Origin of the sequence: Epilithonimonas sp. (genome assembly GCF_032054305.1) — a bacterium.
GTDB lineage: Bacteria > Bacteroidota > Bacteroidia > Flavobacteriales > Weeksellaceae > Epilithonimonas.
The window spans coordinates 1-18,536 of sequence record NZ_DAMBSX010000002.1 but is presented as its reverse complement, the minus strand read 5'-3'; the positions used below and the strand labels follow the sequence as shown (position 1 = coordinate 18,536).

Sequence of the window (18,536 nt, the reverse complement as noted above, 5' to 3'; positions counted from 1 at the left end):
TGAAAATCAAAAGTATATCAATGCAGAAAATGTCTCATTCCAGTGAATAACATTGGGATTTTGTGCTCATTCGCCGCTTCGATAGAATCATTGTCTTTCATACTTCCGCCAGGCTGAATAATCGCTTTGATGCCTTTCTGCGCGCAGAAATCTACTACATCTCGGAAAGGAAAAAACGCATCCGAAGCCAAAACCAACTCACCATTGAATTTCTCTTTAGCTCGTTCAATCGCCTGTTGCGTGGCCCATATCCTGTTCACTTGTCCACCACCAATTCCGATCGCTTGTACACCATTTGAAACCACAATAGCGTTGGATTTCACATATTTCACAACTCTTTGTGAGAACAGTAAAGCTTTTCTTTGTTCATCAGTTGGAGCATTTTCCGTGACTTGTTTGATATCTGTTGAGAATTGGTTGTCAGCATTTTGAACCAACATTCCACCATCGATTTTTACCCAAACTTGTTTATCTGTAACTGAGTTTTTGATTTTGATGATTCTAAGGTTTTTCTTTTTTCTAAGAATTTCCAAAGCATCTTCGTCAAAATCTGTTGCCATAACAATCTCAAGGAAAGTTTTGTTCAATTCCTCCGCCGTTGATGCATCAACTTTATAATTCATTCCGATGATTCCTCCGAAGATAGAAATTGGGTCGCATTCGAAAGTTTTAGCATAAGTTTCCAAAGCTGTAGTTCCAACTGCAACACCACAAGGCGTAGAATGTTTTACTGCACAGCAAACCATTTCTTCTTTGAACTCATTGACAACTTTCCAGCACAAATCCATATCGCGAAGATTATTGAAAGACAATTCCTTACCTCCCAAAATTTCGAAATCTTTCATTGCACCATTTTCGAATGTCGAAGTATAATAAGCTGCAGATTGATGTGGGTTCTCGCCGTATCTAAGGTCAGAAACCTTTTTATAAGAAGCGTTTAAGTAAGTTGGGTATTCTTCATCCAAAAGCATACTGGAAATCGCTGCATCATAAGCAGAAGTCAAATTGAATACTTTTCCAGCTAATTTTTTTCTGGTTTCAAGATAAGTATCTCCATTCTGTTCCATTTCGATTTTAACGATTTGATAATCATCAACATCCGTCAAAACTGTAACCGAATTAAAATTCTTAGCTGCAGAACGTAACATAGAAGGTCCACCAATATCAATGAATTCTACTTTTTCATCAAGAGAAATATCCTTGTTCACGTTTTCAAAAAACGGATAAAGATTCACAATCACCATATCAATCAATCCGATTTCGTACTCCTGAACCGTTTTCATATGTTCCTCATTGGAACGAACTGCCAACAATCCACCGTGAACTTTTGGGTGTAAAGTTTTCACTCTTCCATCCAGCATCTCTGGAAAATCGGTTACTTCGTCGATTTGGATTGGATTGAGTCCAGCTTCTTTCAAATGTTTGAAAGTACCGCCTGTGGAAATCAACTCGTAATGGTTAGCTTCCAAAAATTTGGCAAAATCTACCAAACCACTTTTATCAGATACGCTGATAAGTGCTCTCTTTTTACTCATTTTTTCTTTCAAATTTTACTTTTTACAGTTTTATTCAAACTGTGATTTACCGGTTCTTTCACCTCCGGATTTCTATTATTAGATTGCTCCAACGGAGCTATTAGATTCGTTTTAAAAAATTAAAGTTAATTTGAATTAAAACTCATAAACTACTATATAAAAATATTTTACGAACCAAAATATCATTTTTCACTTTAACTAAATTAATTTTATTTATTAAGAACCAAATCGATGGCTTTTGGGAAAATATCATATTCGGTTTGATGGACTTTTTGCGCTAAAGTTTCTGCATTATCATTTTCATTAATATCAAATTTCCCTTGTAGAATAATCTCGCCTTCATCGATTCCTGAAGTCACAAAATGAACGGTTGCTCCACTTTCTTTTTCGCCAGCTTCAATCACAGCATTGTGAACGTGATGTCCCCACATTCCTTTTCCTCCAAATTTTGGTAACAAAGCCGGATGAATATTAATAATCTTTCCACTCCATTTTTCGCAAAATTCTGGTTTCAAGATGGATAGAAAACCAGCCAGAACAATTAAATCTGTATTTTCAGGAATTGATTTTTCTAAGTTTTCGGAAAAGTCTTTTCCACGTTTGATCAATAGATTCGGAATGTTATGTTTTTCTGCTCTTTCCAATCCGAAACATTCTCTGTCTGCAATGACTAGATTCACTTTTGCATTTCGGATTTCTCCGTTCTCGATGCAGTCAATGATTCTCTGAAGATTGGTTCCTGAACCGGAAATTAAAATGGTAATATTCTTCATTATTGTAAAATGTAAAAAGTATTAATGTATTAATGATTTTTTAAAATCGTAAATACTTTCTACGTCAATACATTTATACAGTTAAGTTGATTTTCTCGTTTCCTTCTGTAATCTCTCCAATCTCGTAAGCATCTTCCAAAAGGTCAAGGATTTTGTCAACATGATTCTCATCGGTTACCAAAACCATTCCCACGCCCATATTGAAAGTTCCGTGCATTTCTTTTCTATCGATGTTTCCTCGTTTTTCCAATTCCAACATTACAGTTGGAACTTTGATTTTAGATTCATCGATAGTGGCGCAAAGTCCTTCCGGAATGATTCTCGGAACGTTCTCGTACAATCCGCCACCTGTGATATGTGCAATTCCGTATACAGGAACTTCTTCCAGTACTTTGTGAATGTCTTTGTAATATAATCTTGTCGGCACAAGCAAAGTCTCATACAAAGGTTTTCCTTCGAATTCTTCTTCAAAATTTGGAAAAATCTTTCTTACCAAAGAAAACCCATTGGAATGAAATCCAGAACTTGGAATTGCAAGGATTTTGTTTCCTTTTCTGATTTTGGAGCCGTCAATAATCTGGTCTTTCTCTACAATTCCTACACAGAATCCAGCTACATCGTAATCGCCTGGCTGATACATCCCCGGCATCTCGGCAGTTTCACCACCAATCAAAGCGCAATTGTTATCCTTGCAGGCATTGACCATTCCAAGAACGATTTCCGCAGCAATGTCAGAATCCAACTTTCCGCAAGCCAGATAATCCAGGAAAAATAATGGTTTTGCGCCGTGACAAAGAATATCATTAGCACACATCGCGAAACAGTCAACGCCGATAGAATCATATTTTTTTGAATCTAAAGCCACTTTCAGTTTGGTTCCTACACCGTCTGTTCCGGAAACCAGAACCGGATTTTTGTAACCAGCGATTTCATAAAACGCACCGAAGCTTCCAAGATTATTAAGAACATTCTTGTTGTGGGTCTCAGCAACGGCAGATTTGATTTTATCGACGGTTTTGTAACCTTCTTCCTTATCTACACCGGCTGATTTATAGGTATTGCTCATTTACTTTCAGAATTTCGATTCTTTCGATTCTTTCAGGCTTTGACACCCGAAAGAATCTTGGAATTCATTAGATTTATTTCAAACTTTACTTTTCAATTTTATCAAATAAAAAAGCCGACAATCTTAAAGATATGTCGGCCGTTATTTTAGTTCACAAGTTCGGAGGTGTTTGTGTAATTCTTTTTGCAAGAATCAAAATACTGTTGGAAATGAACTTGTGGGATTTTCATCGGATTAAATTTCATTTTTCTTTGCTACAAAGTTAAGCATTCTTAACACTAATATCCAAAACCTTATCCAAAAAAATTTTTAACAGCAGATAATTTCTCCTGAAACTCAGCATTCTTTTCTTCATCAATAATACCTTTTTCGATATCAAAAGTCTCTTTGAACTTAGGCAAATAGAAACTTTGAAGCACGTTTGCACCACTAGATTTAGCTCTTGCTTCAAATGCTGCAACCACGTGTCTCCCACCACCAGGACCAGTTGCAGTCGCTAAAACAAATACTGGTTTTTCGCCAAAATGCTTTCTGTCCCTGATTCTGGAAACCCAGTCGAAAATATTTTTGAACGCTGTTGTGTATGTACTGTTATGTTCAGCAAAAGCGATAATCAACAAATCTGATGCATCAATTTTCTCAGCGAATCTCAATGCCAAAGTTGGAATCCCATCGTGTTTTTCTCTGTCTACACTGAAGATTGGCATTTCGTAGTCGTTCAGATCCAGAACTTCCACTTCTGCTCCGTCGAATTGTTTTGCGGTGTATTCTGCTAATATTTTGTTGATGGATTCTCTGGAGTTGCTCGCTCCGAATGCTAGTATTTTCATTTCAGTTTAAATTTTAAAGTGGCAAATTTAGAGACTTTAAAGTTGAAATGAATTGATATAGGATATTAATTTTTGATTTTAAGTATATCCAAAATACTTCCATACAAAACTTCTGCTCCGATTGCCAAATCTTCTGGCGAAGAATACTCCAATGGATTGTGACTGATTCCGTCTTTGCATCGAACGAAAATCATCCCGTAATCGCAGGCATAAGAAATTGCCATTGCGTCGTGGAAAGGTCCACTCATCAATTCTGGAGTATCTTGTAATCCAATCTTTTCGCAGTTATTTCTGATAATGTCTTTAATCCAATCGGCGCAATAACGCGGTTCTGATTTCCAGTCTTCTGAAATTCCATAAGATAAACCGTGTTTTTTGGAAACCTCATCAATTTTATCCAGCAATTGTCTTTCGTAACGGTTTCTTCTTTCCAAATCGATGTCACGCAAATCCAGCGTAAATTCTACTTCTTCGGGAATAATATTTCGTGAAGCAGGGAAAACCTTGATTGTTCCACAAGTTCCAACAGTTGGATTTCCCGGAACTTGATTGGCAATTTCATTAAGTGCAATGATAATTTCCGAAGCACCAACCAAAGCGTCATTTCGCATTGGCATCGGAACAGAGCCGGCGTGACCAGCCATTCCTTTCAATTTTACGGTTAGCCAAATTGGTCCTGAAATTCCTGAAACTACAGCAATTGGTTTTTTCTGAATATCCAAAACAGGACCTTGTTCAATATGAAGTTCGAGATAGCAATAGATGCTTCCGTCTCTATATTCCGATTCTTTGAATTGCGTAATATCACAACCAAAGCTTTTTAATGCCTGTTCTCTTGTGATTCCGTTTGCGTCTGCTCTTTGAAGTTCGTCTTTTTCTAATTTTCCTAAAATCCCTCGTGAACCAAACAAACCTTTGTTAAAACGCCAACCTTCTTCGTCTGCGAAAGAAATGATTTCTAAAGTTCTTTCTGGCTTCAATCCTTTTTCGTGCATCGTCATTGTGCATTCAATCGCGCAGAGAACGCCTGCAACACCGTCGTATCTTCCGCCGTAAGGCTGAGAATCGAGATGGGAACCGACCATTAAAATTGGCAAATCAGGATTTGTTCCTTCTAATCTTCCGATGAGATTTCCGAAATTGTCAATTCTTGTTGTCATTCCTGCTTGATTCATCCACGATGAAGTGAGTTCAAATGCTTTTTTCTCGTCCGGAGAATGCGCAGGTCTGTTGGTTCCGGTTTCACCTATTTTTCCGATTTTGCTCATTTCGGTGAAGAAGTTTTCCAGGCGTGAAGAGTTGATGTTCATTGTGCTGAATTAAAAATTAATGATAAAAATTTAGATTTCAATAAGTTGACTTTATTTCTAAATTTCTACAAATGTTGATTGATGACGAATCTGCGCCCCGACCTGAGTGGACTCTTCGAGAGCCTAAGAGTGACAAAGCGGGAATTGAGGGCGGAAATTGGCACCCAAATATTCCTAATGACTATTCAACGGTAGTCCGCGTTCCTGGAACTGAACCCAATTGAGGTAATCCGGCGCCACTCTTTTCTCTTCCATCGTGATGCAGTCATTCACGGGACAAACGAGTTTGCAAAGATTGCAGCCAACACACTCCGGCTCATTGATCGTATAATCGTTGTATGGCATTCCGTCGGTTTTGAAAATCGCCTGATGAGAAGTATCCTCACACGCAATATGACACAATCCGCAGTGGATGCATTTGTCCTGATTGATATTGGCAACAATGTGGAAATTGAGGTCGAGCTTTTCCCATTCGGTCATAGTTGGAACTGATTTGCCTATGAAATCTGTGATTTTTTCAAAACCTTTTTCGTCCATCCAATTGCTTAGACCTTCATTCAAATCTTCTACAATTCGGAATCCGTATTTCATTGCAGCGGTGCAAACCTGAACCGAGGTCGAACCGAGCAGCATAAACTCTACCGCATCCTGCCAAGTGGAAACGCCTCCAATACCGGAAATCGGAACTTTATTCGTCGCTGAATCCTGGGAAATAGTTGTCAGCATTTTAAGTGCAATCGGTTTTACGGCTGGGCCACAATAACCACCAAAAACGGATTTACCGCCAACATTGGGATTTGGGACAAAACTATCCAAATCAATTCCTGTAACGGACTGAATGGTATTGATTAGCGACAAAGCGTTGGTTCCAGCATTCACAGCGGCTCTTCCAGTTGGAACCACGGAATGAACGTTTGGAGTCAGCTTTGTTATGACCGGCAAAGTGGCAACCTCCATCACCCACTCTACAATTCTGCCGGCAATTTCCGGGTCTTGACCAACTGCAGCGCCCATCCCGCGTTCCGTCATCCCATGTGGACAACCGAAATTAAGCTCAAAGCCGTGCGCTCCAGTTTGCTCGCAACGTTTTACCATCTCGTGCCAAGCTTCTCTGTTATTATCCGCCATCAGCGAAATAATCATTGCCCTATCAGGAAATTCTTTGACCACTTCTACGATTTCCTTTAGGTTGATATCTAGCGGTCGGTCAGAAATCAATTCAATATTGTTGAAACCTGCAACACGTTGTCCGTTAAAGTTGATCGCAGAATATCTGGAAGAAACATTTTTTACCTGAGAGCCCAAAGTTTTCCAGACAACACCGCCCCAGCCCGCTTCAAAAGCCCGCATGACGTTTATTTTTTTGTCCGTTGGTGGCGCTGAAGCCAACCAGAAAGGATTCGGAGATTTTATACCTAAAAAGTCACAAGAAATATCGGCCATCTTTTTAATTTTAAATTATAAGTTTTAAATTCTGAATCACTTAATTCATCATATATTCCAAAATGGAACGTGCTGCGAGTTTACCGTCCTGAGCCGCATTCACGACCTCTTTGCCGCCGTTGATGCAATCGCCACCAGCGAAAACACCACTCCAATTGGTTTTATATTGTGAATTCACGGAGACTTTTCCGTATTTGTTTTCAAGTTTGCTGGAATTTATCAGGTCTTCGAAAGGTGTTTGTCCAGCAGCTTTGATAATCATATCGCAATCGATTTCGAAAGTTTCGCCTGTATCAACGGGGCTTCTTCTGCCGGAAACATCCGGTTCTCCCAATCTCATTCTGCTGCAAACGAGAGATTTTACGTTTCCGCTTTCAGAGATGATTTCTTTTGGCGCAGCCAGATATTCCAGATTGCAACCGTCTAGTTTGGCGATATCTAATTCTACATCGGTGCAAGGTTTTTCTTTTTCAGTTCTTCTGTATACGATGGTTACGTCTTTTGCTCCGAGCCTTTTTGCTTGTGTCGCTGCATCAATCGCTGTCATTCCGAGCCCAATAACTGCTACTTTTTCGCCAACCGGAATGGTGGAAAAATCATTGGTTCTGAGATTATATATGTACGAGATCGCATCTTCAACACCTAATGAATCTTCGCCATTGATATCTAATTGCCTCGCAACACCAACACCGATTCCTAGGAAAACAGCATCATAATCTTCCTGCAAATCCTTCAAATGGATATCTTTCCCTAGTTCCTTATTATATTTGATATCGATTCCTCCAATAGATGTGATGTAATTCACCTCATCTTCGCAGAATTCTGGAGTGACTTTGTATGCAGCGATTCCGTAAGTCATTAGTCCACCACCTTTTGATTCTTTTTCAAAAATAGTAACATCGACGCCTTCTTTTGACAGATAGAATGCACAAGCCAATCCAGCAGGACCAGCGCCAACAACCGCCACTTTTTTGCCTAATGACGGTTTTCTCTGAAACAATTGCCAGTTATTGTACATCGCCTTCTCAGTAGAATATCTTTGCAGACGCGCAATCTGAATCGGTTCTTCGTGAAGGAGATTATAAACGCAGGAACCTTCACACAATTTCTCAACAGGACAAACTTTGGAACAGCTTGCGCCCATAATATTGTCTGTGAAAATCGTGTGTGCTGAACCTTTCACATTGTCAGTCGCAATTTGCTTGATAAATTTTGGAATGTTGATATGCGTCGGACACATCTTGGTGCAAGGTGCATCATAACACATAATACAACGATTGGCTTCTATTATGGCTCCTTCCCGATTTTCAAATGGCGGATGGATGTCCGTGAAATTCTCCTGATATTGTTCAGTTGTTAAACGTCTGTTTGCTATCATATTTTCTTAATTGTCAGTGTTTGATTCTCAGTTTTGTTCCACTGATGTTTCTATATTGGCAAATGGTTATTCTATCTACGATCTGCAGCCCGGCCTGAGTGGACTCTTCGAGAGCCTCAGTGACATAGCGGGAATGGAGGACGGATAAAGCTGCCATAAAAATTCTATAATTGGGTCAAATCATCGTAAGTTTCAGGTCGTCTATCCCTGTAGAACTGCCATTTGGAGCGGACCTGGTCTATCAAATCCAAATCGAATTCCACAATCAGGAGCTCATCGTTATCTTCGGATGCGCAGGCGAAAATATCACCCAAAGGATTCACGAAATAGGATGTTCCATAGAATTTGCCGAGATTCCAAGGTTTTTCTATCCCGACACGATTGATGCAGCCCATAAAGTAACCATTGGCAACAGCGTGAGAAGGCTGCTCCAGTTTCCATAGATATTGAGATTGTCCGACTGTTGTAGCAGAGGGATTATAAACGATTTCTGCTCCGTTGACTCCCAAAGCCCGTGCGCCTTCCGGAAAATGTCTGTCATAACAGATGTATACGCCAATTTTTGCATATTTGGTTTGGAAAACAGGATAACCTAGATTGCCTGGTTTGAAGAAATATTTTTCCCAGAATCCACCTGTTTGGGGAATGTGATTTTTGCGGTATTTACCAAGATATTTTCCGTCGGCATCTATGACAGCGGCCGTGTTGTAAAGAATTCCTGCACCGTCTTTTTCGTAGACTGGGACGATGATGACCATTTGGTATTTCTTGGCATATTCTGACATCAAATCCGTCGTTGGACCTGGAACAGTTTCCGCAGATTCATACCATTTGGAATCCTGACCGGGACAAAAGTAAGGTGTATTAAAAATCTCCTGAAAACATAAAATCTGAACACCTTTTTCGCCAGCTTCATCAATATAAGGCAAGTGCTTTTCCAGCATCGCCTGTTTTATTTCATCAATGGTCCCTTCTCCTTCTGTTTTAGCGAGAGACATTTGGATTAATCCTGATTTTATGATTCGAGACATAGCTTTTAGTTATGAATTATTAGTTTTTTATATTTTGTCCGAAACTTTATTTCGTTTGATAAATTGTCCATAGCCTTTCTCTACAAGACATTCATTGTTATCAATCGCTATTTTTCCACGAAGCAAAACGGTTTTCACTTTTCCTGTTACTTCCCAACCTTCGTATCCGCTGTAATCTACATTCATATGATGTGTTTTTGCAGAAAGCGTGTGCTTTTCATTCGGGTCAAAAATCACTAAATCGGCATCTGAACCAATAGAAATGGTTCCTTTTTTCGGATACATTCCGAATATTTTTGCAGGATTGGTACAAGCCACTTCCACGAATCTGCTTAACGTGATTCTATCCTTATCTACGCCTTCGGAGTATAACAGTTCCATTCGGTTTTCTACGGCTGGATGACCATTTGGGATTTTGGAAAAATCATCAATTCCCAATAACTTTTGTTCCCAGAAAAACGGACAATGGTCTGTTGCAACCACATTCACCAATCCTTGATTGATTCCTGCCCAAAGTGTTTCCTGGTCTTTCTTTTCTCGCAATGGTGGCGACATTACCCATTTGGCACCTTCGAAATCCTGCTCATACAAACTCGCATCAAGAATCAAATACTGGATGCAGGTTTCCACAAAAACGTGCTGATTTCTTCTGGTTGCATTTCTCACGGCATTCAACGCACCTTCGCAAGTGAGATGGACGATATAACCGGGACAACCTGTAAAATTGGTCATATCCACAAAACGCTCACTGGCTTCTGCTTCGGTTACTTCCGGTTGAGATAGGTAATGGTAAATCGGAGCGCGGTTGCCTTCGTTTCTGTTTTTCTGAACAAGATAATCAATCATATCGCCGTTGGTTGCATGAACATTGATGAGTCCTCCTTGTTGTTTGACTTCCTCCATTAAACCAATCATCTGTCTGTCATCCACCATTAATGCGCCTTTGTAAGCCATAAATGTTTTGAAAGACGTAATTCCTTCATCTATAATTTCTTTGATTTCAGGTTTTGTATTTTCATTAAAATCAGTAACTGCCATATGGAAACTATAATCGCCAACGGCATTTCCATCGCTTCTGCATTTCCATTCGTCTAAAGCATTCCGTAGTGATTTTCCTTGGGTTTGAAGAATAAAATCGATAACCATCGTAGTTCCTCCAAATAATGCGGCACGGGTTCCGGTTTCATAAGAATCGCTGGAAAAGGTTCCCATAAAAGGCATATCGAGGTGAACATGCGGATCTATTCCGCCAGGGAAAATCAGTTTCCCGGAAGCATCGATTACTTCATTTGCTTCATATTTCAGATTCTTTCCGATGGCAGAAATGGTTTCGCCTTCGATAAAAATATCACCGATGAAATTCTCTGAAGCTGTAACAATATTTCCATTTTTGATTAAAATGCTCATATCTGATTATAAATGATAATTGATAGTTGAATAATTTTATCTTTTGTTTTTCATTAAAATGAAATAGACCAATCCACTGATGAAGAACCCGACAAACCAACCGTAATGATAAAGATTCGTTAGCCATTCGGGAACGGAATCTGTTGAAATCAATTTAATTGTTACCAAGAATCCTGGAATGTTTGGTAGAATTCCTAAAACCAATGCGATAATAGCTTTGGAATTGAAGCCGTCTTTATAGGAATATGTTTTTCCTTGTTGATATAAATCCTCCAAAATCAATTCTTTTTTTCTTACTAAGAAATAATCTGAAATCATTATTCCACCAATAGGACCTAACAAGCTGGAATAACCAACCAGCCAAGTGAAAATATAACCTGAAGGGTCAGCAATAAGTTTCCAAGGACAAATCAGTACACCAATAATTCCAGTGATGTAACCGCCAATTCTGAAACTGATTTTTGTAGGATTTAGATTGGCGAAATCGTTGGCCGGGCTTACTATATTGGCAGCAATATTGGTTGCTAACGTAGAAATAGCAATAGCTAACATTGCTACAGTCACCAGAATTTTGTTCTCAAATTTTCCTGCAAGAATTACCGGGTCCCAAATTGTAGTTCCGTAAATAATTGCCGTCGCAGAAGTCACAACTACACCAATAAAAGAGAAAACCGCCATTGATGGAGGTAAGCCAATCATTTGTCCATTGATCTGAGCTTTCTGCGAAGTTGCATATCTTGTAAAATCCGGAATATTCAATGATAAGGTTGCCCAAAAGCCAACCATTCCCGTCAATGCCGGAAAGAAAAACTTCCAGAATTCTGCTGATGTTTGGAACTTCGAAGGTTGATTGAGAATTTGTCCTAAACCTTCCGTTGAATAAATTGCCCAAAATAATAATGCAAAAGCAGCAACAGGAAGAAACACCGCTTTGAAAACCAATAATTTACGAATACTCTCCACACCAAAATAAACAACGATCATATTGATTAAAAGAAAAATCAGAAAGCAGATCATTTCCAATATCGGAGGAAAAAATCCCGTAATCATTGGTTCTGAAAGTGATGGTATCCAAACTCTCAAAATTTGATAAAGCGAAACGCCACCAATCCAAGTCTGAATCCCAAACCATCCGCAAGCAACAATTGCTCTTAATAATGCTGGAATATTGGCACCCGTAGTTCCAAAACTTGCTCTTGCAAAAACCGGAAACGGAATTCCATATTTAGTTCCGGCGTGACCATTGAGAATCATTGGAATCAGAACAATCAGATTTCCCAAAAATATGGTTAACACAGATTGCCACCAGTTCATCCCACCTTCTATCAGGGAACTTGCCAGCATATAAGTCGGAATACACATTGACATACTGATCCATAATGAAGCATAGTTCCATGTTCCCCAAGTTCTTTTACTTGTAGAAACCGGAGCCAAATCTTCATTATAAAGTTTCGGATCAAAAATTGGATTCTGATTAATATCTGACATTATTTAGTTTTGAATATTATTAATAAGTCGCTTCGTCCGCAATTTTTAGCGCTTCAGAAATAATTGCCAATCCTTCTTCCATTTCTTCTTTTGTAATGATCAATGGTGGTGCGATGAATATATATCCCCATCTTACGAAAGTGTACATTCCCAATTCTTTGATCTTGGCTGCTACTTTGTTCATCACGACCATTTCGTCCGGCTTAGCATTGAAAGGTGCCATTGGTTCTTTGGTTTCTCGGTTTTTCACCAATTCCAGGCAACCAAGCAGTCCCGTATTTCTAAAATCGCCAATCGAAGGATGAATCTTTTTCATTTCCTCGATTCGGGATTCCAGATATTTTCCCATTTCAGCAGCTCTTTCTATCAGATTGTCTTCTTCATATATTTTGATAACTTCCATAGCTGCTGCACAGGAGACAGCGTGAGCCGAATAAGTTAGCCCTAAAGGCAAAACAGCATCATCATATTTTGAAGCTATTTTCTCCGAAACCATGACACAGCCCAATGGCAGATAGCCGCAAGTAAGACCTTTGGCCATTACGATCATATCGGGAATGATATCGTGATTCTGGAATCCGAACCATTTCCCGGTTCTTCCAAAACCTGACATCACTTCATCCATTATTAATAAAATCCCATATTTGTCACAGATCTCTCTTACTTTTTTAAGATAACCTTTGGGATATTGCAAACAGCCTGAAGTTCCCGATTCGCCTTCCAGAAGAATCGCAGCAATTGTATTTGGTCCTTCATATTCGATTTGTCTTTCTAATGATGCAATAGAATCTTTTAGTAGGTTTTCTTCGCCATATTCATAACGATAGGCATTAGGTAAATCAAAATGAACAAAGTTGGGCGCTTGCTGAGAATCAACAGGAATCTTTCTTGGGTCGCCACCAGCTGAGATAGCACCAATAGTTGCACCGTGGTAAGACTGATATCTTGTGAAAATCTTATGTCTGCCAGTGTAAAGTCGAGCTAATTTAATCGCATTTTCATTAGAAGTTGCACCGCAGACAGTGAAAAAGGCACGATTCAAATCGCCCGGACAAATCTGTGCAAGTTTTTTACCCAAATCTCCTCGAACTTTTGACACACAGCTTGGCGAAATAAAAGCAACTTCCTGCATTTGCTTTACAACCGCAACTGTCACACGCTGGTCGCCATAACCGATATTGGAATTCATCAAACCGGAAGAAAAGTCAATAACTTTTTGTCCGCTATAATCGTATAGATAGACTCCTTCTGCCCTTTCTATCGCAAAAGGGTCAATCCCTTTTTGTTTGGACCAGGACATGATCGTATAATCGAGCGCATTGTCTATAACTTCCTGTCTGTTGATTTTATTTTCTAATGTATCTGACATTGTTGATTTGAAATTTGAAATTGATAATTCGAGATTAGACTAACTCATCCAATTGATGGAAGCTTCGGGATTCCATTTGGTGGTCATCTTTTTCAGTTTGGTCCAGAACTCAATGGAACTTTTCCCTGTGATATCGCCTACTCCGAACCTTGACTCATTCCAACCTCCAAAAGAGAAAGGCTCACGCGGAACCGGAACTCCGATATTAACACCAATCATTCCTGCAGAAGCATTCTCCATCACATATCTGGCAAGACCTCCACTTTGCGTGAAAACGGAGGCCGCGTTTCCATAAGGATTGGCATTTTCTATTTTCAAGGCTTCATCTATATTTCTACTTCTTATAATTGAGATAACTGGTCCAAAGATTTCTTCTGTAGCCACAGACATTTCGGGTGTTACAAAATCAATGATTGTTGGACCAACATAATAGCCATTTTCTTTTCCTTCTACCTTATAATTTCTGCCATCCAATAGTATTTTTGCGCCATCTTTTTCAGCTTGGGTAATGTAGCCTTCTATTCTTTCTTTTGCAGCTTTGGAAATCACGGAACCCAGATTTTTGCCTGGGACAACATTCTTGGCTTCCTGCACCATTTTTTCTATAATATGGTCGGTTTGTCCAACTGCAATCATCGCAGAAGCCGCCATACAACGCTGACCCGCACAACCAGACATCGATGCTGTTACGTTAGCAGCCGTCATTTCTGGATTAGCATCCGGCAGAACCAGCAAATGATTTTTCGCACCTCCAAGAGCTAAACATCTTTTAAGATTTGAGGTTGCTCGCTGATAGACAATTTTTGCCACTTTGGTAGAACCTACAAACGAAACTGCTTCAATATCGGGATGGTCGCAAATAGCTTCCACAATCTCTTTATCACCGTGAACTATATTGAGAACGCCATCCGGAAGTCCAGCTTGTTTTAGAAGTTCTACTATTTTCAAAGCACTTAATGGTACTAATTCTGAAGTTTTCAGAATCATTGTATTCCCTAATGTAATTGCATTCGGGATGGTCCAGTTTGGTACCATCGATGGAAAATTAAAAGGAACGATAGAAGCCACAACACCCAAAGCAGAATGTTCCGTTCTGCATTCTACACCTTTGCTGACCTCGAGAATTTCACCTTGAGTCAATTGAGGAAGTGAGACTGCAAATTCTGTCAGCTCAATGCTTTTTTCAATTTCTGCTCGTGCTTCGTCGAAAGTTTTACCATTTTCTTCCTGAATCAATGCTGACAACTCAGCCATATTCTGTTCTAGAAGTGTCTTATATCTGAAAAATACCTGAACTCTATCTTTGATTGGCGTTTTCGACCAGGTCTTGAAAGCTTCTTTGGCTGCAGAAACTGCATTATCCAAATCCTCTTTTGAAGAAACAGCCACCTCGGCAATCACTTCTCCTGTCAACGGGGATTCTACATTCAGCCAACGGTTGGAGATTGTATCTACAAAGGCTCCATTGATGTAATTTTTAGCTTTTCCGTATTTATTTGACATTTTTATTATTTATTTAGTAATATTTTTAACAAAAGCTAAGCTAATGAACAATTTTTAAATATTGCAATTTTGACTTTAATTTATAATGATTCTAAAATAATTTGCAAAAATATCTTAGTTTTGTGTAAAATTTATTTTTTATGGATAATAAACTGGATGAATTGGATTATCTTATTTTGAAAGAGCTTCAGAAAGACGGACGCGCATCTTTTACGGAAATAGCCGATAAACTCAAGGTTTCTATCAGCAATGTAAGAACGCGCGTCACCAAATTGATCGAGGACAAAACCATCCAGATCGTGGGAAGAATCAATCCGCAGAATGTAGGCTTCAATGCCTATGCTAATATTGCCGTTTCTGTGCGTCCGGCCAATCTGATCCCGAATGTTATTGAGACTTTAATGAAAATGCCAGAGGTCAGCTTTCTTGCCAATACAGCAGGAGAATTCGATATTGAAGTTGATATCATGAGTAAAAACAACGAGCAGCTCCATCAGCTGGTGAATCAGAAAATAGCAAAGATAGAGGGCGTTTTCCAGACAAAAACGACATTATATATGTGTGTGCACAAATATGCGCAGCCAGACCTTGATCTAGTAAAATAATACCATTGAGGAAAAAACAAGTCCAAATTATCATCAAAACAGATCTATGGTCTTAAAATTGTTATCAGATTTTAAATATTATTTATAATTTGATTTTAACTTTAATACCTCTCAGCGATATGATATTTGACAAAAACTACCTTAAGCCGAGCAACGACATTCGCTATCTTGTTTATCACGAAGACAATACAGATAATGGTTTCAGCACTCCTTACAATGATAATCCGTATATGCTCAGTTCTTTACAAAAACTGAAGAAGAATATCACCTGTAAAAAGAAAAAACGTGCTATTAAAGAATGTCTGGGGAATTACAAAGACGATATTGTAGAGAATCCACAGATCAATAACGCATTCGAAACCGAAGACCAGCACCCCTCTTCTAAATCCAATTTTGCTGATTACGCGAAAGCTTCTTATCAAAAGGTTTTAAAGGATATCGAGAATCTTCAGAAATTAATGGAGCAACTTAGTATCAATGAAGTTAGATTATAATCCCAATCATTAATAAAAGTTAGTTAATAGATATAGCAAACCCCTGAAAATCTTTCTTCAAGGGTTTTTAATTTGAGATTAAAGATTCTGATCTTCATGTTTTCCTTCTTTGATCTCTTCTACCATTTTGGCATTGAAAGCAGGTAGATCTTTCGGCGTACGGCTAGTCACCAAGCCATTATCCACCACTACTTCACTATCTTCCCAAACCGCTCCGGCATTTTTCAGATCAATGCTGATGGATTTGACCGAAGTCATTTTTCTGCCTTCTACAGCACCAGCGCTGATAAGAATCTGCGGACCGTGGCAAATGGCAGCAACCGGTTTATGTTGCTCGAAGAAATCCTGAACAAAAGACATTGCTTTCTCGTTTGTCCTTAACTGATCTGGGTTGATCACTCCACCAGGAAGTACCAAGGCATCATAATCCGAGGCTGAGACATCATCCAAAGTTTTGTCCACATCATACTCTTTTCCCCAGTCCTTTTCTGCCCAGGCTTTTATTGTTCCTGATCTTGGGCTGACAATATGTGCTGTCCAACCCTGCTGTTCCAAATATTCTTTTGGAGATTTCAATTCGCTTTCTTCGAAGCCATCCGTTGCGAGTATTGCAATTTGCTTTGACATAATATTTATTTTTTGGTGATTAATATACCTTTACTAAAGAAAATATAATGCCGAGCAGTCTATATAAATAATAAACTTTGTTAAGAATGCTGATCTTAAAGATTGACTTTGATTAAATTTGTTACTTTAAAATTATAAAGAATGAAAATAGAAGATTTGGCTGGCAACTATTCTGTCGAAGGCAGTAATCAAGATGATAACGGCATTGCCTATCACGGTATATTAACATTAGATATTGATAAAAATAACCGGATTGTGGCAAAATGGACCATCGGTGATCATATCCAGAATGGAACAGGTTTTTTCAGGGATGACATCCTGGTAATTAATTTCAATTATGAAGGCGATGACAACAGAATCTACAAAGGTGTAGCAGTCTATCGTTGTAATAAGGACATACTAGATGGTTTCTGGTCAGAGAAGCATGGAGATCCACTATATCTCGGTAGTGAATATTGTACGAGGATCCCCGCTTCTGAGTTTTTGAATTGATTGCTATTTACATTGTAAAATCAATCTGCAAAACTCCAACTTCTTATCAAATTTACTTTCATGTAATGGAGACATTTAAGAGAACAAGATCATGCCCAAAAATATATTTTCAGAACATTGTCTAATATACCTAGGCTTCTGCTAAAGCAAATTGTTCTTCTGTTTAGTCGTTTGATGTGAGTTCTGATGCTTAGATTTTTCCTTTCAATATGATTAGTTCCCCATTTCCTGATTTGATGAACTTTTTGATCTATAAGGAACTTGTAATGTACCAAAGAATCTGTGAAGACCTTAACAGGCTTAGAATCCTGAACCGTTCGGATAACTTTTGACAATGTCCTGTAGTTCCTTTTTCCAACAGAAAAACTGATCACATCTTTTGTTTTCTTATCCAAAGCATAGACGATCCAATATAGATTTTTCTTGTTGCCGACAAAAGTTCTCATCTCATCCACTTCGTAGGATCGATGAAGCGTGATAGTCGGCAGCTTAACCCTTTTGGATATTAGCTTAATCCTGCTAAGCAAAGTGGTTACAGATATTCTAAGAACTCGCGCAATAGACCTGATTCCCAAGCCTTCTTTTATAAGCTGGACAATTTGTGGATTTATCGTTTTCTGATAGGCTTGATACGTATATTTTAAAACACTTGTGGTTTTGCAGCTTCTACATTGGTATCTCTGTTTGCCACATTTTGTTTTACCATATTTCACAAAGTCCCTTTCTTTGCCAACACATTTGGAACACGAATAAATCTTTAATTGCATGAAGTATTATTATGTCCATCAAAAATAACAAGAGCAGGCTTTTGCCTACTCTCTTTTGCTTTGAATTTTATATCAATTCCTTTGTTAACACCTATTAATAGTAGACTTCAACACTTCTTAAGCACTACCGCTAGACCTACCATCGTTCAACTACTTTATAATTATAATCATCACTGATTATCAATGAGTTAATTTTCAAAATCATTACCATCACTAAGTTTGGAACATTACCCTTTTAAAGATATTCTAAGTTTATCAATTTGAAGTTTTGTTAAGGAAACTTTTTCAAATCCTTTCCGCCAACCTTCTAATAATATTTTTGCCATAAATTAATCTACTTTAGTTTTTCTTCAACAACATTTTTGAACTTGCAACTATTTTTGAGACAAAATTTATATACTCTTTATGCTACATTTTT

At 38.5% G+C, this 18,536-nt stretch carries 17 protein-coding genes; 3 read left to right on the top strand and 14 right to left on the bottom strand.

Translation table 11 applies throughout. The annotated features are described in order from the left end of the window. Nucleotides 1-17: 17 nt before the first annotated feature. The 12 genes from purH to RTX21_RS04030 all read right to left on the bottom strand — a co-directional run bounded on the left by purH (nucleotide 18) and on the right by RTX21_RS04030 (nucleotide 15,133). Nucleotides 18-1,535: a bifunctional phosphoribosylaminoimidazolecarboxamide formyltransferase/IMP cyclohydrolase gene (gene purH / locus RTX21_RS04085; RefSeq protein WP_312765480.1), complete on the bottom strand. Its 1,518-nt coding sequence runs from the start codon at nucleotides 1,533-1,535 to the stop codon at nucleotides 18-20. A 209-nt stretch (nucleotides 1,536-1,744) separates the two neighbouring features. Continuing rightward, on the bottom strand, nucleotides 1,745-2,308 hold the full coding sequence (purN, locus tag RTX21_RS04080; RefSeq protein ID WP_312765479.1) for a phosphoribosylglycinamide formyltransferase: 564 nt from the start codon (nucleotides 2,306-2,308) through the stop codon (nucleotides 1,745-1,747). Between the two features lie 73 nt (nucleotides 2,309-2,381). Next, nucleotides 2,382-3,374: a phosphoribosylformylglycinamidine cyclo-ligase gene (purM, locus tag RTX21_RS04075; RefSeq protein ID WP_312765478.1), complete on the bottom strand. Its 993-nt coding sequence runs from the start codon at nucleotides 3,372-3,374 to the stop codon at nucleotides 2,382-2,384. 293 nt (nucleotides 3,375-3,667) lie between these two features. After that, nucleotides 3,668-4,204, bottom strand: coding sequence for an NAD(P)H-dependent oxidoreductase (locus tag RTX21_RS04070; protein WP_312765477.1), 537 nt, complete (start codon nucleotides 4,202-4,204; stop codon nucleotides 3,668-3,670). A gap of 65 nt (nucleotides 4,205-4,269) precedes the next feature. Then, the gene (locus RTX21_RS04065) at nucleotides 4,270-5,514 is read right to left on the bottom strand and encodes a M20 family metallo-hydrolase (protein WP_312765476.1); all 1,245 of its coding nucleotides are present in this window, start codon (nucleotides 5,512-5,514) and stop codon (nucleotides 4,270-4,272) included. A 174-nt stretch (nucleotides 5,515-5,688) separates the two neighbouring features. Further along, entirely contained in the window at nucleotides 5,689-6,957 is a 1,269-nt protein-coding gene (gene preA / locus RTX21_RS04060; protein WP_312765475.1) for an NAD-dependent dihydropyrimidine dehydrogenase subunit PreA, read from the bottom strand. Between the two features lie 40 nt (nucleotides 6,958-6,997). Then, nucleotides 6,998-8,335: an NAD(P)-dependent oxidoreductase gene (locus RTX21_RS04055; protein ID WP_312765474.1), complete on the bottom strand. Its 1,338-nt coding sequence runs from the start codon at nucleotides 8,333-8,335 to the stop codon at nucleotides 6,998-7,000. Between the two features lie 164 nt (nucleotides 8,336-8,499). After that, nucleotides 8,500-9,366: a nitrilase-related carbon-nitrogen hydrolase gene (locus RTX21_RS04050; RefSeq protein WP_312765473.1), complete on the bottom strand. Its 867-nt coding sequence runs from the start codon at nucleotides 9,364-9,366 to the stop codon at nucleotides 8,500-8,502. 27 nt (nucleotides 9,367-9,393) lie between these two features. After that, nucleotides 9,394-10,773, bottom strand: coding sequence for a dihydropyrimidinase (gene hydA / locus RTX21_RS04045; RefSeq protein WP_312765472.1), 1,380 nt, complete (start codon nucleotides 10,771-10,773; stop codon nucleotides 9,394-9,396). A gap of 36 nt (nucleotides 10,774-10,809) precedes the next feature. After that, nucleotides 10,810-12,261, bottom strand: coding sequence for an NCS1 family nucleobase:cation symporter-1 (locus RTX21_RS04040; protein WP_312765471.1), 1,452 nt, complete (start codon nucleotides 12,259-12,261; stop codon nucleotides 10,810-10,812). 19 nt (nucleotides 12,262-12,280) lie between these two features. Further along, nucleotides 12,281-13,630, bottom strand: coding sequence for an aminotransferase class III-fold pyridoxal phosphate-dependent enzyme (locus RTX21_RS04035; protein ID WP_312765470.1), 1,350 nt, complete (start codon nucleotides 13,628-13,630; stop codon nucleotides 12,281-12,283). A 39-nt stretch (nucleotides 13,631-13,669) separates the two neighbouring features. After that, nucleotides 13,670-15,133: a CoA-acylating methylmalonate-semialdehyde dehydrogenase gene (locus RTX21_RS04030; RefSeq protein WP_312765469.1), complete on the bottom strand. Its 1,464-nt coding sequence runs from the start codon at nucleotides 15,131-15,133 to the stop codon at nucleotides 13,670-13,672. 140 nt (nucleotides 15,134-15,273) lie between these two features. On the opposite strand from RTX21_RS04030, the gene RTX21_RS04025 reads away from it, so the two are divergent. Both RTX21_RS04025 and RTX21_RS04020 read left to right on the top strand, forming a co-directional pair. Next, nucleotides 15,274-15,738, top strand: coding sequence for an Lrp/AsnC family transcriptional regulator (locus tag RTX21_RS04025; protein WP_312765468.1), 465 nt, complete (start codon nucleotides 15,274-15,276; stop codon nucleotides 15,736-15,738). 119 nt (nucleotides 15,739-15,857) lie between these two features. After that, a complete protein-coding gene (locus tag RTX21_RS04020) occupies nucleotides 15,858-16,232 on the top strand; it encodes a hypothetical protein (protein WP_312765466.1) in 375 nt (124 codons plus the stop codon). A gap of 78 nt (nucleotides 16,233-16,310) precedes the next feature. Here RTX21_RS04020 and RTX21_RS04015 read toward each other — a convergent pair whose 3' ends face one another. After that, nucleotides 16,311-16,859, bottom strand: coding sequence for a type 1 glutamine amidotransferase domain-containing protein (locus RTX21_RS04015; RefSeq protein WP_312765465.1), 549 nt, complete (start codon nucleotides 16,857-16,859; stop codon nucleotides 16,311-16,313). Nucleotides 16,860-17,000: 141 nt separating this feature from the next. On the opposite strand from RTX21_RS04015, the gene RTX21_RS04010 reads away from it, so the two are divergent. Further along, nucleotides 17,001-17,351: a hypothetical protein gene (locus RTX21_RS04010; protein ID WP_312765464.1), complete on the top strand. Its 351-nt coding sequence runs from the start codon at nucleotides 17,001-17,003 to the stop codon at nucleotides 17,349-17,351. 89 nt (nucleotides 17,352-17,440) lie between these two features. Here RTX21_RS04010 and RTX21_RS04005 read toward each other — a convergent pair whose 3' ends face one another. Then, nucleotides 17,441-18,118, bottom strand: coding sequence for an IS1 family transposase (locus tag RTX21_RS04005; protein WP_312765462.1), 678 nt, complete (start codon nucleotides 18,116-18,118; stop codon nucleotides 17,441-17,443). Nucleotides 18,119-18,536 lie beyond the last annotated feature (418 nt).